The sequence below is a fragment of the Prauserella muralis genome, assembly GCF_003202285.1.
GTDB classification, from domain to species: Bacteria; Actinomycetota; Actinomycetes; order Mycobacteriales; family Pseudonocardiaceae; genus Prauserella_B; species Prauserella_B muralis.
The window spans coordinates 743,303-761,320 of record NZ_MASW01000007.1 but is presented as its reverse complement, the minus strand read 5'-3'; the positions used below and the strand labels follow the sequence as shown (position 1 = coordinate 761,320).

At 72.6% G+C, this 18,018-nt stretch carries 15 protein-coding genes; 11 read left to right on the top strand and 4 right to left on the bottom strand.

Features of this window, described 5'->3' with window-relative positions:
* Positions 1-42: 42 nt before the first annotated feature.
* Genes BAY60_RS33240 through BAY60_RS33230 form a run of 3 tightly spaced genes read left to right on the top strand, consistent with a single transcriptional unit; the run spans position 43 to position 2,677 of the window.
* Positions 43-930 carry a DUF4097 family beta strand repeat-containing protein gene (locus BAY60_RS33240; RefSeq protein WP_112285325.1) on the top strand — a complete coding sequence of 296 codons (888 nt, stop codon included), beginning with the start codon at positions 43-45 and terminating at the stop codon, positions 928-930.
* Positions 927-1,889 carry an ATP-binding cassette domain-containing protein gene (locus BAY60_RS33235; protein ID WP_112285324.1) on the top strand — a complete coding sequence of 321 codons (963 nt, stop codon included), beginning with the start codon at positions 927-929 and terminating at the stop codon, positions 1,887-1,889. Before BAY60_RS33240 ends, BAY60_RS33235 begins: the two co-directional genes overlap by 4 nt.
* Positions 1,886-2,677, top strand: coding sequence for an ABC transporter permease (locus BAY60_RS33230; protein WP_112285323.1), 792 nt, complete (start codon positions 1,886-1,888; stop codon positions 2,675-2,677). Before BAY60_RS33235 ends, BAY60_RS33230 begins: the two co-directional genes overlap by 4 nt.
* Before the next feature lie 91 nt (positions 2,678-2,768).
* On the opposite strand, the gene BAY60_RS33225 is transcribed toward BAY60_RS33230, so the two are convergent.
* Positions 2,769-4,001: an MFS transporter gene (locus BAY60_RS33225; protein WP_112285636.1), complete on the bottom strand. Its 1,233-nt coding sequence runs from the start codon at positions 3,999-4,001 to the stop codon at positions 2,769-2,771.
* A 157-nt stretch (positions 4,002-4,158) separates the two neighbouring features.
* Between BAY60_RS33225 and BAY60_RS33220 the strand changes: the two genes are divergently transcribed.
* From BAY60_RS33220 to BAY60_RS33185, 8 genes are read left to right on the top strand one after another with little or no spacing between them, the layout of a single operon-like run.
* A complete protein-coding gene (locus tag BAY60_RS33220) occupies positions 4,159-7,809 on the top strand; it encodes a nitrate reductase subunit alpha (protein WP_112285322.1) in 3,651 nt (1,216 codons plus the stop codon).
* Entirely contained in the window at positions 7,809-9,383 is a 1,575-nt protein-coding gene (gene narH / locus BAY60_RS33215) for a nitrate reductase subunit beta (protein WP_112285321.1), read from the top strand. Before BAY60_RS33220 ends, narH begins: the two co-directional genes overlap by 1 nt.
* Positions 9,380-10,006, top strand: coding sequence for a nitrate reductase molybdenum cofactor assembly chaperone (narJ, locus tag BAY60_RS33210; RefSeq protein ID WP_112285320.1), 627 nt, complete (start codon positions 9,380-9,382; stop codon positions 10,004-10,006). Before narH ends, narJ begins: the two co-directional genes overlap by 4 nt.
* Entirely contained in the window at positions 10,003-10,710 is a 708-nt protein-coding gene (gene narI / locus BAY60_RS33205) for a respiratory nitrate reductase subunit gamma (RefSeq protein ID WP_112285319.1), read from the top strand. Before narJ ends, narI begins: the two co-directional genes overlap by 4 nt.
* Entirely contained in the window at positions 10,707-13,202 is a 2,496-nt protein-coding gene (locus tag BAY60_RS38420; RefSeq protein ID WP_112285318.1) for a multicopper oxidase domain-containing protein, read from the top strand. Before narI ends, BAY60_RS38420 begins: the two co-directional genes overlap by 4 nt.
* Complete coding sequence (locus BAY60_RS33195) at positions 13,199-13,639, top strand: hypothetical protein (protein ID WP_112285317.1); 441 nt, start codon at positions 13,199-13,201, stop codon at positions 13,637-13,639. Before BAY60_RS38420 ends, BAY60_RS33195 begins: the two co-directional genes overlap by 4 nt.
* A gap of 16 nt (positions 13,640-13,655) precedes the next feature.
* Complete coding sequence (locus BAY60_RS33190) at positions 13,656-14,840, top strand: AAA family ATPase (RefSeq protein ID WP_112285316.1); 1,185 nt, start codon at positions 13,656-13,658, stop codon at positions 14,838-14,840.
* Positions 14,841-14,887: 47 nt separating this feature from the next.
* On the top strand, positions 14,888-15,388 hold the full coding sequence (locus tag BAY60_RS33185; protein WP_245992916.1) for a GNAT family N-acetyltransferase: 501 nt from the start codon (positions 14,888-14,890) through the stop codon (positions 15,386-15,388).
* A gap of 3 nt (positions 15,389-15,391) precedes the next feature.
* Here BAY60_RS33185 and BAY60_RS33180 read toward each other — a convergent pair whose 3' ends face one another.
* Genes BAY60_RS33180 through BAY60_RS33170 form a run of 3 tightly spaced genes read right to left on the bottom strand, consistent with a single transcriptional unit; the run spans position 15,392 to position 17,977 of the window.
* The gene (locus BAY60_RS33180) at positions 15,392-16,321 is read right to left on the bottom strand and encodes a hypothetical protein (RefSeq protein WP_112285315.1); all 930 of its coding nucleotides are present in this window, start codon (positions 16,319-16,321) and stop codon (positions 15,392-15,394) included.
* A complete protein-coding gene (locus BAY60_RS33175; protein ID WP_112285314.1) occupies positions 16,318-17,673 on the bottom strand; it encodes a hypothetical protein in 1,356 nt (451 codons plus the stop codon). Before BAY60_RS33175 ends, BAY60_RS33180 begins: the two co-directional genes overlap by 4 nt.
* On the bottom strand, positions 17,666-17,977 hold the full coding sequence (locus BAY60_RS33170; protein WP_112285313.1) for a DUF6403 family protein: 312 nt from the start codon (positions 17,975-17,977) through the stop codon (positions 17,666-17,668). Before BAY60_RS33170 ends, BAY60_RS33175 begins: the two co-directional genes overlap by 8 nt.
* Between the last annotated feature and the right edge of the window lie 41 nt (positions 17,978-18,018).

The window sequence follows — 18,018 nt, the reverse complement described above, 5'->3', positions numbered from 1 at the left end:
ACCTGGGAGAACGTCGATCCCACCATTCCGAAGGGGACAGCCATGCCCAGATTCGACACACCCGAACCGATCCTCGTGACGCTCGATCTGAGCGTGGCCAACGTGCGGTTCGTGGCGAGCGAGCGCACCGACACCGTGGTCGAGGTGCGCCCGACCAACGAGAACGAACCGTCCGACGTGAAGGCCGCCAAGCAGATCCGCGTCGAGTACTCGGGCGGCACGCTGCTGATCAAGGGCAAGAACCCGCGCCCGTTCGAGGCGCTGTCCACCAAGAGCTGGTCGGTGGATGTGACCGTCGACCTGCCCGAGGGCTCGCAGGTGCACGCGGATGCGTCGGTCGGCGAGTTCCAGTCGGCCGGCAGGCTGGGCGAGTGCCGGTTCAAGTCGTCGGCGGGGCACGCGCGGCTCGACCGGACCGGCCCGCTGCGGTTGAACACCTCCGCCGGGCACGTCTCGGTCGAGGGCGTCGCGGGCGATGCCGAGGTGACCACGGGGACCGGCCGCATCCGGATCGGCGAGATCCGGGGCGGCGCCGTGATCAAGAACTCGAACGGCAGCACCGACGTCGGCACGATCGGCGGTGAGGTGCGCGTGCGTTCGGCGAACGGGGACATCGCGGTGGACAGGGCGGGCCGCGGGGTGAACGCCAAGACCGCCAACGGCGCCATCCGGGTCGGTGAGGTGACTCGCGGTTCCGTCGTACTGGAGACCTCGACCGGCGACCTGGAGATCGGCATCGGGGAGGGCACGTCGGCCTGGCTCGACGTGAAGACCAACTTCGGACAGGTGCGCAACGCACTCGACGAGACGGCGGAGCCGCCGGAGAGAACCGGCGAGACGGTCGAGGTCCGCGCACACACCGGATTCGGCGACATCACGATCCACCGCGCCTCCCGCCTCGGCGCCTCGAGCGAGGGGAACCTCCGATGACGAGCAGGGCCGCCCAGCAGGCGATCGTGGTGCGCGGGCTGCGGAAGTCGTTCGGCGACAAGGTGGTGCTGGACGGGATCGACCTCGACGTGGCGCAGGGCAGCGTCTTCTCGCTGCTCGGCGCGAACGGCGCGGGAAAGACGACGACGGTGAAGATCCTGTCCACGCTCGTCGCCGCCGGCGGCGGCAGGGCCGAGGTCGCGGGGCACGACGTGGCCACCGATCCGGACGCGGTGCGGGCGGCGATCGGGGTCACCGGTCAGTTCTCCGCGGTGGACAACCTGCTCACCGGCGAGGAGAACCTGCGGCTGATGGCCGACCTGAACCATCTGTCCACGAAGGACGGCAGGCGGGTCGTGGCCGAGCTGCTCGAACGGTTCGGCCTGACCGAGGCGGCGCGCAAACCGGCGTCCACCTACTCCGGGGGAATGCGGCGGCGGCTGGATCTGGCGATGACGCTGGTGGGCGATCCCCGGGTGATCTTCCTGGACGAGCCGACCACGGGACTGGACCCGCGCAGCAGGCGCGGGATGTGGCAGATCGTGCGGGACCTGGTGGCCGGTGGCGTGACCATCTTCCTGACGACGCAGTATCTGGACGAGGCCGACGAGCTGGCCGACCGGATCGCCGTGCTGGAGGGCGGCAGGCTCGTCGCGGAGGGAACTCCCGAGGAACTGAAGCGCCGGATCCCCGGCGGCCACGTCCGGCTCCAGTTCGCCGAACCCGGTGATGTGCGGACCGCGCAACGGATCCTCGGCGGGGACGCGCACGCCGACGGTGACGCGCTGGCCCTGCGGGTCCCGAACGACGGCAGTCTGCGTTCGCTGAAGGCACTGCTGGACCGGCTCGACGACGAGTCGATCGCGGTGGACGGCCTCTCCGTGCACACCCCCGACCTTGACGACGTTTTCCTCGCCCTCACCGGCGACTCCGGCCTCGAGAAGGTGACGAACCGATGACCACCGCCGTGGCGAGCCACCCGTTGCGCGATTCGACCACCATGGTCCGTCGCAACCTGAAACGCATGCTGCGATACCCGTCCATGACCGTGCCGCTGATCGCCATGCCGGTCCTGCTGCTGTTGCTCTTCGTGTACGTGTTCGGCGGCACGCTCGGCGCCGGGCTCGGCGGGGCCTCCGGCGGACGCGCCGAGTACGTCAACTACGTGGTGCCCGCGATCCTGGTGATCACCGTCTCGACCGTCGTCCAGGGCACCGCGATCTCCGTGGCCATGGACATGACCGAGGGCATCGTCGCCCGGTTCCGCACGATGAGCATCGCCAGGGTCTCGGTGCTGACCGGGCATGTGATCGGCAGCCTCATCCAGGCGTTGCTGAGTCTCGCGGTGGTGACCGGGGTGGCACTGCTCATCGGGTTCGAGCCACGGGGCAGCGTCGGTGACTGGTTCGCACTCGTCGGCGTGCTCGCCGCCGTCACGTTCGCGCTGATCTGGTTCACCGTGGCCATCGGCCAGGCGTCCCAGAGCGTCGAGGCGGCCAGCAACCTGCCGATGCCGCTCATGTTCCTGCCGTTTCTCGGCAGCGGGTTCGTGCCGACCGACTCGATGCCCGACGGCGTGCGCTGGTTCGCCGAGCACCAGCCGTTCACCCCGATCATGGAATCCATCCGGGCACTGCTGATGGACCGGCCGCTCGGCAACGACCTCTGGATCGCGCTGGCCTGGTGCGCGGGCATCGCCCTGGTCGGCTACGTGTGGGCGAAGAGGCTCTACAACCGCACGGCGTGACCGGTGGTGTCGGCGGCCGGCGATCCGTGCCGAAGGTGCCCTTCGGCACGGATCGGGTACCCAGGGTGCCCTTCGGCTCGCCGCCGGGTGGTCAGACGCGCACCATCCGGCCACCGTGGTCCGCGGCGGCGCGCCGCACGACGGTGGTGGTGAACACGAGTGCGGCGGTGGCGACCAGGGCGAGCGCCGCCAGACCGAGCGCGTAGCTGCCGAACTGGCCGTAGACGGCGCCCATGACCAGTGGTGGGACGAAGCCGCCGAGGCCGCCTGCGGCGCCGACGACGCCGGTGACGGCGCCGACCTTGTCGGCGGGGGCGAGCAGGGCGACGAGGGCGAAGGTGGCGCCGCTGCCGGCGCCGAGCGCGGCGGCCATGGCGAGGAACGCGATGGTGGCCAGCGGCATCAGGCCGAGCGTGAAGCTCTGTGCCAGCGCGCACACCAGCACCACCCCCATCGACCCGGCCAGCACCCGGACCGGTCCGAGCCGGTCGGAGAGCCAGCCGCCGACCGGGCGCATGAGGACGGCGAGCAGGACGAACCCGGCCATCCGGTTGGCGGCGTCGGCGGGGGTGAGGTCGTAGGCGGTGCGCAGGTAGGCGGGCAGGTAGACGGAGAAGGCCACGTAGCCGCCGAAGGCGAGGGCGTAGAGCGCGGAGGCCTCCCAGGTGGCGGGAAGGCGCAGGGTGGCGGCGAGCCTGCGGGCCAGCGGCTGGGCCGGTGGGGTCAGGCCGGGGGCGTCGCGCAGCACGATCGCGGCGGCCACGGCGTAGGCGGCCAGCACGGCGGCGGTGACCACGAAGGGGGTGGCGGTGCCGTAGGCGGTGACGAGGTTGACGGTGGTGAGGGCGCTGATGGCGGTGCCGCCCATGCCGGCGCCGAAGATGCCGATGGCCAGGCCGCGGCGGTGGGGTGGGAACCAGCGGGTGACGAAGGGCACGCCGATGGCGAAGGCGGTGCCGCCGATGCCGAGGAAGAACCCTCCGGCGAGCAGGGCGGGCAGGGAGGTCTGTCCGGCCAGGCCGAGGAACAGCACGGGGGCGATGGTGGCGGCGGAGACCAGGGGGAACATGACGCGGCCGCCGTAGCGGTCGGTGAGGGCGCCGACGGGGATGCGGCCCAGGGAGCCGACCACCACGGGGACGGCCACGATGAGGGCCTGTTCAAAGGCGCTGAGGCCCAGCTGGTCCTGCAGGCGCGGGCCCAGCGGGCTCAGCAGCGCCCACGCCCAGAAGTTCAGCGCGAAGCCCAGCGTGGCCATGCCCAGCATGACCCAGGCACGGGCCCCGTGCTCCCCCGCGGGACGGTACTTCTCTGCGGTCACCATGGTCGGGTCCATCCGCTCTCGAGTCGATCAGTGGCGCACCCGAGCGTGCGCCGCGCGAACGCCCCGGCATAGGGAGCGGGGTCCCTGCCGGTCCCACCGAACGGCCTGCCTCGAAAGGACCTTGGTCCCTGGCCGCCGGATGCCATGATCGACTGACATGGGGGCCATGCCCGATCCGCTGCCCTTCACCCGCCGCTTCCTGACGCGCGCCGAGGTCTCCGCCGACGGCCGCACGCTGCACCAGATCGACCCGTCGGCGTGGGACCGCTTCTACCGCGACCGCTGGGCGCACGACAAGGTCGTCCGCTCCACCCACGGCGTCAACTGCACGGGCTCCTGCTCGTGGCAGGTGTTCGTCAAGGACGGGCTCATCACGTGGGAGCACCAGGCCACCGACTACCCGTCCGTGGGCCCGGAGTCGCCGGAGTACGAGCCGCGCGGCTGTCCCCGCGGCGCCTCGTTCTCCTGGTACACCTACTCGCCGTCGCGCGTGCGCTACCCGTACGTGCGCGGTGTGCTGCTCGACCTGTGGCGGGAGGCGCGGCAGCGGCTCGGCGACCCGGTCGCCGCGTGGGCCGAGATCACCGGCGACCCCGGCAAGGCCCGCACGTACAAGCGGGCCAGAGGCAAGGGCGGTTTCGTCCGGTCCACCTGGGACGAGGTGACCGAACTCGTCGCCGCGGCACACGTGCACACCACCAAGGCCCACGGGCCCGACCGGGTCGTCGGGTTCTCGCCCATCCCGGCGATGTCGATGGCCTCCTTCGCGGCGGGCACCCGCTACCACTCGCTGATCGGTGGCACCCTGCTGTCCTTCTACGACTGGTATGCCGACCTGCCCGTGGCGTCACCGCAGGTGTGGGGCGACCAGACCGACGTGCCCGAGTCGGCGGACTGGTGGAACTCCAGCTACCTGGTGATGTGGGGCTCCAACATCCCGGTCACCCGCACCCCGGACGCCCACTTCCTCACCGAGGCACGCTACCGGGGCACCAAGGTGGTCGCCGTCAGCCCCGACTACGCCGACAACGTCAAGTTCGCCGACGACTGGCTCGCCCCACACCCTGGCACCGACGGCGCGCTGGCGATGGCCATGGGGCACGTCGTGCTCACCGAGTTCTTCCGTGACCGCGAGGTGCCCTACTTCACCGGCTACGCCCGCCGCTACACCGACCTGCCGTTCCTGGTCTGTCTGGAACAGCGCGGGGACGGCTACCAGGCGGGCAAGTTCCTCACGTCCACCGACCTAGGTGACGACGAGGAGAGCGCGGCGTTCAGGACCGTGCTGCTCGACGACCGCACCGGCGAGACCGTGGTGCCCAACGGCACGCTCGGGCACCGCTGGAGCGAGTCGGGCAAGGGCAACTGGAACCTCGACCTCGGCGACGTGGAGCCCGCGCTGACGCTGTACCGCTGGGCCGACGAGCACGTGCCCGTGGACCTGCCGCGCTTCGACGAGGGCGCGGGTGAGGGCGGCACGACGCTGCGGCGCGGCGTTCCCGCGCTGCGCGTCGGCGGCAGGCTCGTCACCACGGTGTTCGACCTGCTGATGGCGCAGTATGGCGTCGCCCGCGACGGCCTCCCCGGAAGCTGGCCACAGTCCTATGAGGACAGCATGCAGCCCTGCACCCCGGCGTGGGCCGAGGAGATCACCTCGGTTCCCGCCGCCACCACCGCGCGCATCGCGCGGGAGTTCGCCCGCAATGCCGAGCGTTCGCAGGGACGTTCGATGATCGCCATGGGCGCGGGCACCAACCACTGGTTCCACTCCGACACGATCTACCGGGCTTTCCTCGCTCTGGTGATGCTCACCGGCTGCCAGGGCCGCAACGGCGGCGGCTGGGCGCACTACGTGGGCCAGGAGAAGGCGCGACCGGTCACCGGCATGCAGCATCTGGCGTTCGCCTTCGACTGGCAGCGCCCCACCCGGCACATGGCGGGCACCGCGTTCTGGTACCTGGCCAGCGACCAGTGGCGCTACGAGGGCTTCCGCGCCGACGAGCTGGCGAACCCGCTCGGCAAGGGACTGTTGCGCGGCAAGGCGTTCGCCGACTGCAACGCCCAGGCCGCCCGGCTCGGCTGGCTGCCGTCGCACCCGACCTTCAACCGCAACCCGCTCGACCTCGCCGACGAGGCGCGCCGCGCGGGCAGCAGTGTCGCCGAGCACATCGTCGGTGAGCTGAAGGCGGGCAGGCTGCGCTTCGCCGCCGAGCAGCCCGACGACCCGGCGAACTTCCCGAGGGCACTGACGGTGTGGCGCGCGAACCTGCTGGGCTCCTCCGGCAAGGGCAACGAGTACTTCCTGCGGCACCTGCTGGGCACCGACGCCGCCGTGCGCAGCGTGGAGACGGCGGAGAGCCAGCGGCCGCACGAACTGGACTGGACCGAGGACGCCCCGGAGGGCAAGCTCGACCTGCTCACCACCATCGACTTCCGGATGACGTCCACGGCGCTGTTCGCCGACGTCGTGCTGCCCGCCGCGACCTGGTACGAGAAGCACGACCTCTCCTCGACCGACATGCACCCCTTCGTGCACGCGTTCAACCCGGCCATCGCGCCGCCGTGGCAGGCCCGCACTGACTACGACACGTTCCTGGCGCTGGCCGACCGGTTCTCCGCGCTGGCGACGGACCACCTCGGCACGCGCACCGACGTGCTCGCCGTGCCGCTCGCGCACGACACGCCCGACGAGCTGGCGCAGCCCGGCGGCCGGGTGCGAGACTGGAAACACGGGGAGTGCGAGCCGGTGCCCGGCCGCACCATGCCGAAGCTGGTGCCCATCGAACGCGACTATGCCGCGATCGGCGAGAAGATGCGCGCCATCGGGCCGCTGCTGGACACGCTGGGCACCACCACGAAGGGCATCACCTACGACGTCGGCCCGGAGCTGGCGTACCTGCGCAGCCAGAACGGCGTGCGCGGCGACAACCGGCCGTCGCTGGCGACCGCTGAGCACATGTGCGAGGCGATCCTCGCGCTGTCGGCGACCACCAACGGCAGGCTCGCCGGGCAGGGCTTCCGCACGCTGGAGCGGCGCACCGGCACGCGCCTTGCCGACCTCGCCGAGGAGAACGAGGGCAAGCGGATCACCTTCGAGGACACCAGGAAGGGCCCACAGCCCGTCGTGACCTCACCCGAGTGGTCGGGCAGCGAGACCGGAGGGCGGCGCTACTCGGCGTTCGTCATCAACGTCGAGCGAGACAAGCCGTGGCACACGCTCACCGGCCGCCAGCAGTTCTTCGTCGACCACGACTGGATGATCGAGCTGGGCGAGCAGCTTCCGGTGTACCGGCCGCCGCTGAACATGCACAGCCACTTCGGCGACCAGACGCTCGGCGAGGACGGCCGCGCCGAGGTGACCGTCCGCTACCTCACGCCGCACTCGAAGTGGTCGATCCACTCCGAGTACCAAGACAACGCCTACATGCTCGCGCTGTCACGCGGCGGGCCGACGATCTGGATGTCCACAGTGGATGCCGAGAAGATCGGCGTCGCGGACAACGACTGGGTCGAGGCGTACAACCGCAACGGCGTCGTCGCCGCACGGGCCGTGGTCTCGCACCGGATGCCCGCGGGCACCGTGTTCATGTACCACGCCAAGGACCGCAACGTGAACGTGCCGCGCACCGAGCTGTCCGGCAAGCGCGGCGGAACGCACAACTCGCTGACGCGGCTGCTGCTCAAGCCGAGCCACCTGATCGGCGGCTACGGCCAGTTCACCTACGCGTTCAACTACTACGGACCGACCGGAAACCAGCGGGACGAGGTCACCGTCATCCGGCGCCGCTCCCAGGAGGTGACCTACTGATGCGACCGATGGCGCAGGTGGCGATGGTGATGAACCTCGACAAGTGCATCGGCTGCCACACCTGTTCGGTGACGTGCAAGCAGACGTGGACCAACCGCGACGGCACCGAGTACGTGTGGTTCAACAACGTCGAGACCAAACCCGGCATCGGCTACCCGAAGCACTACGAGGACCAAGAGCGCTGGAAGGGCGGCTGGGAACTCGACCGCAAGGGCAGGCTGCGGCTGCGTTCCGGCAGCAGGGTCAAGCGGCTGGCGTCGCTGTTCGCCAATCCCGACCTGCCGTCGATCGACGACTACTACGAGCCCATCACCTACGACTACGACACGCTGCTCAAGGCTCCCGCAGGCCCGCACACGCCGGTGATCCGGCCGAAGTCGGCCCTCACCGGCAAGGACACCGCGATCACGTGGGGCGCCAACTGGGAGGACGACCTCGGCGGCGCCGCCGAGCACGCGGGCGGCGACCCGAACCTGGCGTCGTTGCCGCCCGAGGCGGCCGAGCGGGTGCGCTTCGAGTTCGAGCGCACCTTCATGTTCCACCTGCCGCGCATCTGCGAGCACTGCCTCAACCCCGCCTGCGTGTCCGCGTGCCCCTCCGGCGCGATGTACAAGCGGGAGGAGGACGGCATCGTGCTCGTTGACCAGGACCGCTGCCGTGGCTGGCGGATGTGCGTGTCGGCGTGCCCCTACAAGAAGGTCTACGTCAACCACCACACCGGCAAGGCCGAGAAGTGCACGTTCTGCTTCCCGCGCATCGAGGCGGGTCAGCCGACTGTGTGCGCGGAGACGTGCGTTGGCAGGCTGCGCTACCTGGGCCTGGTGCTCTACGACGCCGACGCCGTGACCGCGGCGGCGAGCGTGCCCGACGAGCGGGACCTGCTGGAGGCGCAGCGCGCCGCGTTCCTCGACCCGGCCGACCCCGCGGTGATCGAGGCGGCGCTGGCCGCGGGCATCCCGGCCGACTGGCTGGACGCCGCGCGGCGCTCACCGGTGTACGAGCTGGCCGTGCGGCACCGCGTCGCGCTGCCACTGCACCCTGAGTACCGCACGATGCCGATGGTCTGGTACATCCCGCCGCTGTCGCCCGTGCTGGACGCGGTGTCCGACATGGACGGTGACAACACCGACCCGGACGACGTCTTCCACGCCATCCGCGACCTGCGCATCCCCATGGAGTACCTGGCGAGCCTGTTCTCCGCCGGCGACGTCGACGTGGTGGCCGGGGTGCTGATGAAGCTCTCGGCGATGCGCGGCTACATGCGGGCCCGCACGCTCGACGGCACCGTGGCCGACGACCTGCTCACCGCCACCGGAATGTCCGGTGCCGACGTGGAGCGGCTGTACCGGCTGCTGGCCATCGCCAAGTACGACGAGCGCTACGTCATCCCGCCCGCGCACCGCGAGAACGCCGCCGCGCTCGAAGGCCTGGGCACCGGCTGCAGCCTCGACGTCGCGGGCGGCCCCGGCATGGGTGGCGAGCAGTCCACCGGCAATGGCACGGGAAATGGCAACGGCAAGATCCACCTGCCGCTGTCGGTGCTGCCGAGCAGGCGGAACGGGAGCGGGTCGTGACCGAACGCGCGCTGACGCTGCGACTGGTGTCGCTGCTGCTGAGCTACCCCGACAGCGAACTGCTGGCGGGCAGGGACGAGCTGACCGAGGCCGTGCGGACCCTGCCGGACTCGCCACAGCGCGACCGCCTGCTGGCGTTCGCGGGGTGGTTCACCGCCGCCGCGCCGGAGGAGTTGGCCCGGCACTACGTCGAGATGTTCGACCTGCGCAGGCGCAGCAGCCTCTACCTCACCTACTACCTGCACGGCGACACCCGCCGCCGGGGGATGGCACTGCTGCTGCTCAAGCAGCGCTACCGCGTCGCGGGGCTGGTGCCGCCGGAGGGCGAGCTGCCCGACTTCCTGCCGGTCGTGTGCGAGTTCGCCGCGCTGGAGGGCACGCGGGGGGAGGCGCCGCTGCGCCAGCACCGCCGGGGCATCGAGCTGATCCGCACCGCCCTGCACGACGCGGGTTCGCCGTACGCCGCGGTCCTGGACGCGCTGGCCGCCGCGCTGCCGGAGCTGTCCGAGCAGGAGCGTGCGGAGGTCGCGGCGCTCGCGCTGGACGGGCCGCCGGACGAGGAGGTCGGGCTCGCGCCCTTCGCGCCGCCCGAGTACATGTGTGGAACGGAGAGCCGAGCATGACCGCCGACATCGCGCTGTGGGCCGTGCTGCCCTACGTGGCGCTGACCGTGTTCGTAGTGGGGCACGTGTGGCGCTGGCGCGCCGACCAGTTCGGCTGGACGACCCGCACCACGCAGGTGCTGGAGAACCGCTGGCTGCGGCTGGGCTCGCCGCTGTTCCACCTCGGGGCGTTCGCGGCGATCGCCGGGCACGTCCTGGGCCTGCTGGTGCCGAAGTCGTGGACCGAGGCGGTCGGCGTCTCCGAGCACGTCTACCACGTCGTCGCCGTCGGTGCGGGCACCGTCGCCGGGGTGATGGTGGTGGCCGGGCTCGGGCTGCTGCTGGCCCGCCGCTTCGTCAACGGCCGGGTGCGCCGCACCACGACCCGCATGGACAAGGCGATGTTCGCGGTGCTGGCCGTGGTGATCGCCCTCGGCATGGCCGAGACCGTCGGCGTCAACCTCCTCGGCCCCGGCTACGACTACCGCGAGACGGTGGCCGTCTGGTTCCGCGGCATCTTCTACTTCCAGCCCGACGCGTCTCTCATGAGCGGTGCGCCGATGGTGTACCAGCTGCACGCGATCTCGGCGTGGGTGTTTCTGGCGATGTGGCCGTTCACGCGGCTCGTGCACGTGTGGTCGGCACCGATCGCCTACCTGTGGCGCCCCTACGTCGTCTACCGCAGGCGCTCGGCGGCCCGGGTTCCGGAGACCGCAGGGCGATGAGCACCTCCATCGACCTCGGCCTGGCCCCTCCGGGCAGGCCGCGGCGGCTCAAGGGACCGCTGACCGCGTGGGGCAACCTGCTCGTGCTGGCGTGGCTGGCCGTCGCCGTCACCCTGCTCGTGACCCACGACGCGCTCGGCCTGCCCGCGTGGCTCGCCCTGCACGCGTTCCTGCTCGGCGCCGTCACCAACGCGATCATCGTGTGGTCGGAGCACTTCGTCGCGGCGCTGTGCCGGGCGCCCTCGCCGCCGGAGCGCCGGATGGCCCTGGGACTGGCCGTGCTCAACGCCTCCGTGCTCCTGGTACTGCTCGGTGTGCTGCTCGACGTGCACTGGCTGGCCGGCACGGGCGCCACCGGCGTGTCGGTGCTGGCCACCGTGCACGCCTGGCACCTGCTGCGCACCCGCAGGCGAGCGCTGGCGGGCAGCTACGCCTACCTCACCGCGTACTACGCGGCGGCGTCGGCGTCACTCGCCGTGGGCGGCGTGTTCGGCGGGGCCCTCACCGCGGGCGGTCTCGGCGGCTACGGCCGCATGTGGGGCGCGCACGTGCACCTGACGCTCCTGGGCTGGCTGGGCCTCTCGGTGCTCGGCACGCTGTTCACGCTGTGGCCGACGGCGCTGCGGGTGCACATGCCCGACGGCTCGGTGCGCACGGCGCGGCGCTGCCTGCCGGTGCTGCTGGCCGGGCTGGCGCTGGCGGCGACCGGGTTCGCCGTCGCGGTGACGCAGCTCGCCGTGGCGGGGCTCGTGCTCTACGCGGCGGCGACGGCGGTCTGCCTGGCGCCGTTCGCGACGGCGCTGCTGCGCACCCGGCCCGCGCGGTCCGCGCCGTGGCTGCTCGCCGCGGCGACGGGCTGGCTGCTCGTGGCGCTCGGGGCCGAGTCGGTGTGGCTGGCTGCCGGGACACCGGTGTCCACTGTGGTCGACCGGCTGCTGCCGATGGTGGTCGTCGGCTTCGGGGCGCAGATCCTCGTGGGCGCGCTCACGCAACTGCTGCCCGCCGTGCTCGGCCGCGGGCCCGCGGAGCACAAGCGGGTCGCCGCGGTGCTGGACCGGCTGTGGCTGCCCAGGCTGGTGGCCGCGAACGCGGCGGTGCCGCTGGTGGTGCTCGGCCTGCCGGGTCCGTGGCCACTGCTGGGCTGGGCGCTCGCGGCCGGCGCGTTCGGCGGGTTCGCCGTGCTCGCGCTGAGCGTCGCCGCGCCCGTGGCGGTGCACGGCGCGCTGCCCGCGCCGCGGCAGGGCGGGGGCAGCCTGGCCGGTGTCGCCCTGGGAGCGGCCGCCACGCTGGTGGCTGCCGGGTTCGCCGTCAGCGGCGGTACGGGCGGTCCCGCACCCGACGGCCCCGTGCGCACCGTCGACGTCGAACTCGCGGCGATGCGCGTGAGCCCCGCCGTGATCACCGTTGCCGAGGGCACACACCTGATGCTGCGGGTCACCAACGCCGACGCGATGCCGCACGACCTGAGGCTGGCGGGAGGCGCCCACACGAGCAGGCTGAGCCAGGGCGAGACCGAACTGCTCGACGCCGGGGTGATCGACGGCGAGCTGACCGGCTGGTGCACCATCGCCGGGCATCGCGCCGCCGGAATGACCATGACCATTCGCACCGGCGAGTCCCCGCCGTCCACTCAGGACGACGCCGTCCATGGTGTGGCCCAGCCCAGGAATGCCGCGCTGGCACCCGCGCCGCGGGGCACGGTGCACCGCGTCCGGCTGCGCGTCACCGAACGCGAGATCGAGATCGCGCCGGGACGGCACGAGCGGCGCTGGACGTTCGGCGGCACCGTGCCGGGCCCGGTGCTGCGCGGCAGGGTGGGCGACCGCTTCGAGATCACGCTCGTCAACGACGGCACGGTGGGGCACAGCATCGACTTCCACGCCGGTGCCCTCGCCCCGAACGAACCGATGCGCACCATCGAACCAGGGCAGCGGCTGGTCTACCGGTTCACGGCGACGCGTGCCGGGGCGTGGCTGTACCACTGCTCGACCATGCCGATGTCGCAGCACATCGCCAACGGCATGTACGGCGCGGTCATCATCGACCCGCCACGGCTGCCTCCGGTGGACCGCGAGTACCTGCTGGTCGGCGGCGAGCTCTACGGCGGCGCGCCGGGCAGTGACGCCCAGGTGAGCCGGATCGTGCAAGGCAGGCCCGACGGCTGGCACTTCAACGGCGCCGCCGGGCAGTACGATCACGCGCCGCTGCCCGCCCGTACCGGCGAGCGGGTGCGGTTCTGGGTGGTCAACGCGGGCCCCGGCGGCACGCTGAGCTTCCACGTGGTCGGCGGCCAGTTCGACACTGTGTACAAGGAGGGCGCCTGGCTGCTGCGGCCCGGGGCGGCGGGTGGCGCGCAGACGCTCGACCTCGCCGCGGCACAGGGCGGTTTCGCCGAGCTGACGTTTCCCGAGCCGGGCCGCTACCCGTTCGTCGACCACGACATGCGCCACGCCGAGGGCGGCGCGCACGGCATCGTGGCGGTGACCCGGTGATCGACGTCTGGACCCTGGTGCGGTTCGTGCACGTGGTCGGCGCGGCGCTGTGGGTGGGCGGGCAGCTGACGCTCACAGCGGTGGTTCTGCCCCCGGTGCGTGCCCTGCTGGGCCTGGAGCAGCGCGCGACGCTCCTGCGCTCGGTGGGCCGCCGGTTCGCCGTCGTCACGATGGCCGTGTTGCTGCCGAGCCAGATCGCCACCGGCTGGCTGCTCGCGTGGCGGCACGGGGTGACGTGGCAGTCGCTGGCCGAGCCCGGCTACGGGCGGGTGCTCGTGGCGAAGCTGACGCTGTTCGCGCTGGTCATGGCGGCCACGTCGGTGCACGGCATCGCGCAGGGAAAGGGCCGCCCGCGCCTGGCGCGCACCGCGTCGGTGGCCGCGCTCACCGGTTCGCTCGGCGTGGTGCTGCTGGCCACCGGCCTTGTCGGCGGTTGACGCTACGGTCGCAGGCGTGCTGACCACACTGGCCGTCGAGAACTACCGCTCGCTGCGCAGGCTCGTGCTGCCACTGCGGGCGCTGACCGTGGTCACCGGGGCCAACGGCAGCGGGAAGTCCAACCTGTACCGGGCGCTGAACACGCTCGCCGCCGCGGCGCGCGAGGGTGCCGTGGCTGCGGTGGCAAGGGAAGGCGGGCTCGCCTCGGCGCTGTGGGCGGGCCCGGAGACCACGACCAGCGCGACGCGGGAGGGACGTGCGCCCGCGCAGGGCACGGTGCGCAAGCAGCGGGTCGGCGTGCGGCTCGGCTTCGCGGGGACCGAGTTCGGCTACGCCATCGACCTCGGCCTTCCGCAGGTGGATCCGGACACGACGCTGTTCGCCCACGACCCCGAGATCAAGCGGGAGGCCGTGTGGGCGGGCCCGGTGCTGCGGCCGTCGGCGCTGCTCGCCGACCGGCACCCGGTGACGGCCCGGTTCCGCGACGACAGCGGGCGCTGGGCAGAACAGGTGCACGCGGTCCGCGCGACCGACAGCATCCTCAGCGCGTTCGCCGACCCGCGGCACACGCCGGAGCTGCTGACGGTGCGTGAGCGCATCCGCTCGTGGCGGTTCTACGACCAGTTCCGCACCGACCGCGACGCCCCGGCGCGGGCGGCCAGGATCGGCACCCGCACCCCCGTGCTCGGCGCGGACGGCGGCGACCTTGCCTCGGCGCTGCGCACGATCCAGGAGATGGGCGACGCCGCCGTGCTCGACGCGGCGATCGACAGGGCGTTTCCCGGCTCGTCGGTGGCGGTCGCGTCGCACGCGGGCCGGTTCGATGTGCGGTTCCACCAGCACGGGCTGCTGCGTCCGCTGGCCGCGGCCGAACTCTCCGACGGCACGCTGCGCTACCTGCTGCTCGTCGCCGCGCTGCTCACGCCCCGGCCGCCGGAGCTGCTGGTGCTCAACGAGCCGGAGACCAGCCTGCATCCCGAGCTGCTGGCACCGCTGGCGGAGCTGATCGGCACCGCCGCCGAACGCACGCAGCTCGTCGTGGTGACCCACGCCGCGCCGCTGGTCCGCGCGCTCGACGCCGTGGCGGAGGAACGTGGCTCCGACACCGGCATGGTGGAACTGGTCAAGGAGTCCGGCGCGACGGTCGTCGAGGGCCAGGGACGGCTGGACGAGCCGTCGTGGCACTGGCCGAAGCGTTAGCGGGCGGCGTAGGTTCACGGGACTGCTGTTGGCACTGGGGAGGCACCGTGAACGACCGGCGATGGCGGCTGCGACCGGCGGCACCCGACGACGCACCGGCCGTGGCGGAGATCTGGCGGCTCGGCTGGCACGACGGGCACGACGGCCGGGTGCCCCGGGATCTCGTGGCGGTCCGGACCCCGGAGTCCTTCGCGGTGCGAGCGCAGCAGCGGGTCGCCGACACCACGGTCGCCGTGGCGGGGCAGGAGATCGCGGGCTTCGTCATGGTGGTCGACGACGAGGTGGAGCAGGTCTACGTCGCGGCCGGCCATCGCGGATCCGGCGTCGCGGACGTGCTGCTGGACGAGGCCGAGCGGCTCGTCGCCGAGGCCGGGCATCCGCGGGCGTGGCTGGCGGTGGTGGCGGGCAACGACCGCGCGCGGCGCTTCTACGAGCGGCGCGGCTGGCGGGACGAGGGCGCGTTCGACTACGGCGCGGCCGTGGAGGACGGCACCATCGCGGTGCCCTGCCACCGCTACGTCAAGGACGTGCGCGCGGCGACCCGGTGACGATCAGGTCTGGGCGGCGAGCCTGCGGCAGCGCTCGGCGAGGCGGTCGATCCGCTCGGTCAGCCTGCGCAACTCGGCCTCGTCATCGGCCCCGGCCGCCGACAGCGCGTCCAGCAGTGCGGTGTAGTCGGACACGATCGCCCGGTACCGGTTCGTGAGCTCGTGGCGTCGCGTGCGGTCCCGTTTGGTCAGCAGGGCGAACCGGTGGTCGAGGTCGATGATCTGCTGCGCGAGCACCGCCGCGCCCGCGCTGAGCACGCTGCGGGCATCGGCGGCCGCGTCCCGGCGCTCCCGGCGGCGGACGGCGATCCGGCCCGCCCTCCGGGCCGTGAGGTAGAGGCTCGCCGCCCCGGCGACCACGCCACCGAGTGCGGCCGCGGCGATCAGATAGCGCGGCAGCGAGGGGCTGATCGTGCGCGCCCCGTCGGCGACGGTGCCCGCCTTCACCAGCAGGTCGTAGTTGACGACGATGACCTTCAGCGCCTCGAGCGGCCGGTCGGGGAACTGGTCGATGCCGCTGCGGATGAGGTTCTCGGCCACGAGGGCTTTACCGAGGTTCTCGTCGTCGGCGTCGGGGAACAAGGCGCAGCCGTACGCGTCGTAGTCGTCGCCCTGCTCGTCCCGCCCGCTGCCCTGGCTGAGCAGGAGCACGAGGTTGCCGTCCGCGGCGCCTTTCGCGTCGTCGCAGCCAGCCGCCAGGTCGGACCCGGGTTCCAGGAACGCCACGACGAGCCTGCGGTTGCCGATGATCCGCTCGGCCGCGCCCTCGTCCAGCTCGACGCCCTCGGCCGCGTAGACCGACGACGAGCGCACCTCCCGTCGCAGCGCCCCGTCGAAGAGCCCGCCGGTCCACAGTGCCCAGCCCGCGACCACGGCGCAGGCGAGCACGGCCAGGCCGAACGGTGTGCCGAGGAAATGCCGGATCCTGCTCATGCCAGCGCGCCCCGCAGGTACACGTCGGGGCGGTAGTCCTTGCGGCCCAGCAGCCGGGCGGTGTCGGCAAGCTCCGCTTCCGCCTGGTCGAGCAGCGCGTGCACATGCGGCTCGGCGAGGCGCCTGCCGAGCGCCTCCCTCGCCGCGGTCAGCGCGGTGATCGCCCTGGTCAAGGCGGCGTCACTGGGACCGTCGGTCAGCGCGGACACCTCGACGGCCAGTGCGGTGAGCCCGGCGAGCCGTGCGGGCGAGCCCCGGCGCTCCGCCACGACGCTGGAGCGCCGGCCAGGACGCACCGACAGCACCACGAACACGGCGACGCACCCGGCGAACACCCACGGCAGCGCGGGCAGCGCCACCCGCAGCGGGTCGGGTGGCTGGTAGGGCAGCGGCCGGTCGAACAGGCCCGCGTACCGGACGTCGGTCACCCGGTCCAGGTAGGCGCCGAGCACCGCCGACTGCGGATAGGCGTAGGTGCTGAGCCGGTCGCCGAACTGCGCGTAGAAGCTCGCGGCGGCCACCTCGGCGAAGCCGGCGGCCCGCGGACCGTGGTACTCGATCCACGAGCCGTACTGCACGACGATCGGCCTTCCGGGGAACAGCCGGGTCAGCGCGGGACCGAAGCGGGGCAGCGCGGCCGTGAACGGCTGCTGCGGCAGCACCACGAACAGCGCTCCGCCGGGAAGAGCCGAGCGGGCCCGCTCGGCGGGCACCCTGGTCACGGTGGCTCCCTCGCCGACGTAGGTGCCGCGCTCCCGCAGCGCCGCCGCGACGCGGCCGATCTCGGCGGCGGCAGGTTCCCGCCAGCGGAGCAGGTCGACGTCCGGAGGGCTCGGCTCGTCGTGCAGCCCGGCGATCATCGTCAGCAGCAGACTGGTGACGTCGCCCGTGGCGAACTGCGAGCGCCAGCCCGGCAGGGAGTCGGCCGTCGCCTGGTAGACGTCGCCGGTCACGCGCAGGCCGATCACCCGGATGGTGGCGTTGTCCACGTCGCGCACCCGGTCGCGTTCGGCCTCGTCCAGTCCGGGTGGCGCCACCAGGATCCGCACGTCCCGCCCGCCGATGGCGGCCCGGACCCGGCGGGTGTCCCACCGGGCGATCGAGCCGGGCAGCCGCACCACGTCGTTCGCCCGCAACATCGCGGTCATCTCGTCCACCGGCGGCACCGTCGCGTCGCTCAGCTCACCCGCCGAGCCCTCCTGGACACCGTCCGACGAGGACGGCGACCGCCCGTAGCTGACGTCGATGCTCTGCCGCTGGGCGACGACGAACACGCCCAGGGCGAGTGCCGCGGCGCCGAGGCAGGCCCAGCGCAGCCACTCCGGCCTGCGGCGGGCACGCCGCTCATGCATCGGCGGCCTGTCGCCACAGCCGGTCGGCGCGCCGGGCGTACTCGGTGGCCTGGTGCGCGGCGGCGACGCCACCGCGGTCCGCGGCCAGCGACTCGGCACGGGCCAGCAGGTGCTCGGCCTCGGCCACGCGTGCGGGACAGGCATCGCGGCTCACCGCCGCGATGTCGATCGCGGAACGGGCCGTCGACCACGCGGTGGCGCGGCCACCGGCGCGAGCGCGTCGGCGCGGCAGCAGCACCGCACCGAACCCGGCGGCCACCAGGCCGAGGACACCGGCGAGCCACCCGAGCCAGGTCAGCGTCATGTGGCGGGCACCCCAGTGGTCGGGCACTCGTGACCGAGTGC

Excerpts from the sequence above, each read along its gene's own strand:
- BAY60_RS33240 (WP_112285325.1), top strand. The coding sequence starts at position 43 with ATGCCCAGATTCGACACACCCGAACCGATCCTCGTGACGCTCGATCTG.
- BAY60_RS33235 (WP_112285324.1), top strand. The coding sequence starts at position 927 with ATGACGAGCAGGGCCGCCCAGCAGGCGATCGTGGTGCGCGGGCTGCGG.
- BAY60_RS33230 (WP_112285323.1), top strand. The coding sequence starts at position 1,886 with ATGACCACCGCCGTGGCGAGCCACCCGTTGCGCGATTCGACCACCATG.
- BAY60_RS33225 (WP_112285636.1), bottom strand. The coding sequence starts at position 4,001 with ATGGTGACCGCAGAGAAGTACCGTCCCGCGGGGGAGCACGGGGCCCGT.
- BAY60_RS33220 (WP_112285322.1), top strand. The coding sequence starts at position 4,159 with ATGGGGGCCATGCCCGATCCGCTGCCCTTCACCCGCCGCTTCCTGACG.
- narH (WP_112285321.1), top strand. The coding sequence starts at position 7,809 with ATGCGACCGATGGCGCAGGTGGCGATGGTGATGAACCTCGACAAGTGC.
- narI (WP_112285319.1), top strand. The coding sequence starts at position 10,003 with ATGACCGCCGACATCGCGCTGTGGGCCGTGCTGCCCTACGTGGCGCTG.
- BAY60_RS38420 (WP_112285318.1), top strand. The coding sequence starts at position 10,707 with ATGAGCACCTCCATCGACCTCGGCCTGGCCCCTCCGGGCAGGCCGCGG.
- BAY60_RS33180 (WP_112285315.1), bottom strand. The coding sequence starts at position 16,321 with ATGAGCAGGATCCGGCATTTCCTCGGCACACCGTTCGGCCTGGCCGTG.
- BAY60_RS33175 (WP_112285314.1), bottom strand. The coding sequence starts at position 17,673 with ATGCATGAGCGGCGTGCCCGCCGCAGGCCGGAGTGGCTGCGCTGGGCC.
- BAY60_RS33170 (WP_112285313.1), bottom strand. The coding sequence starts at position 17,977 with ATGACGCTGACCTGGCTCGGGTGGCTCGCCGGTGTCCTCGGCCTGGTG.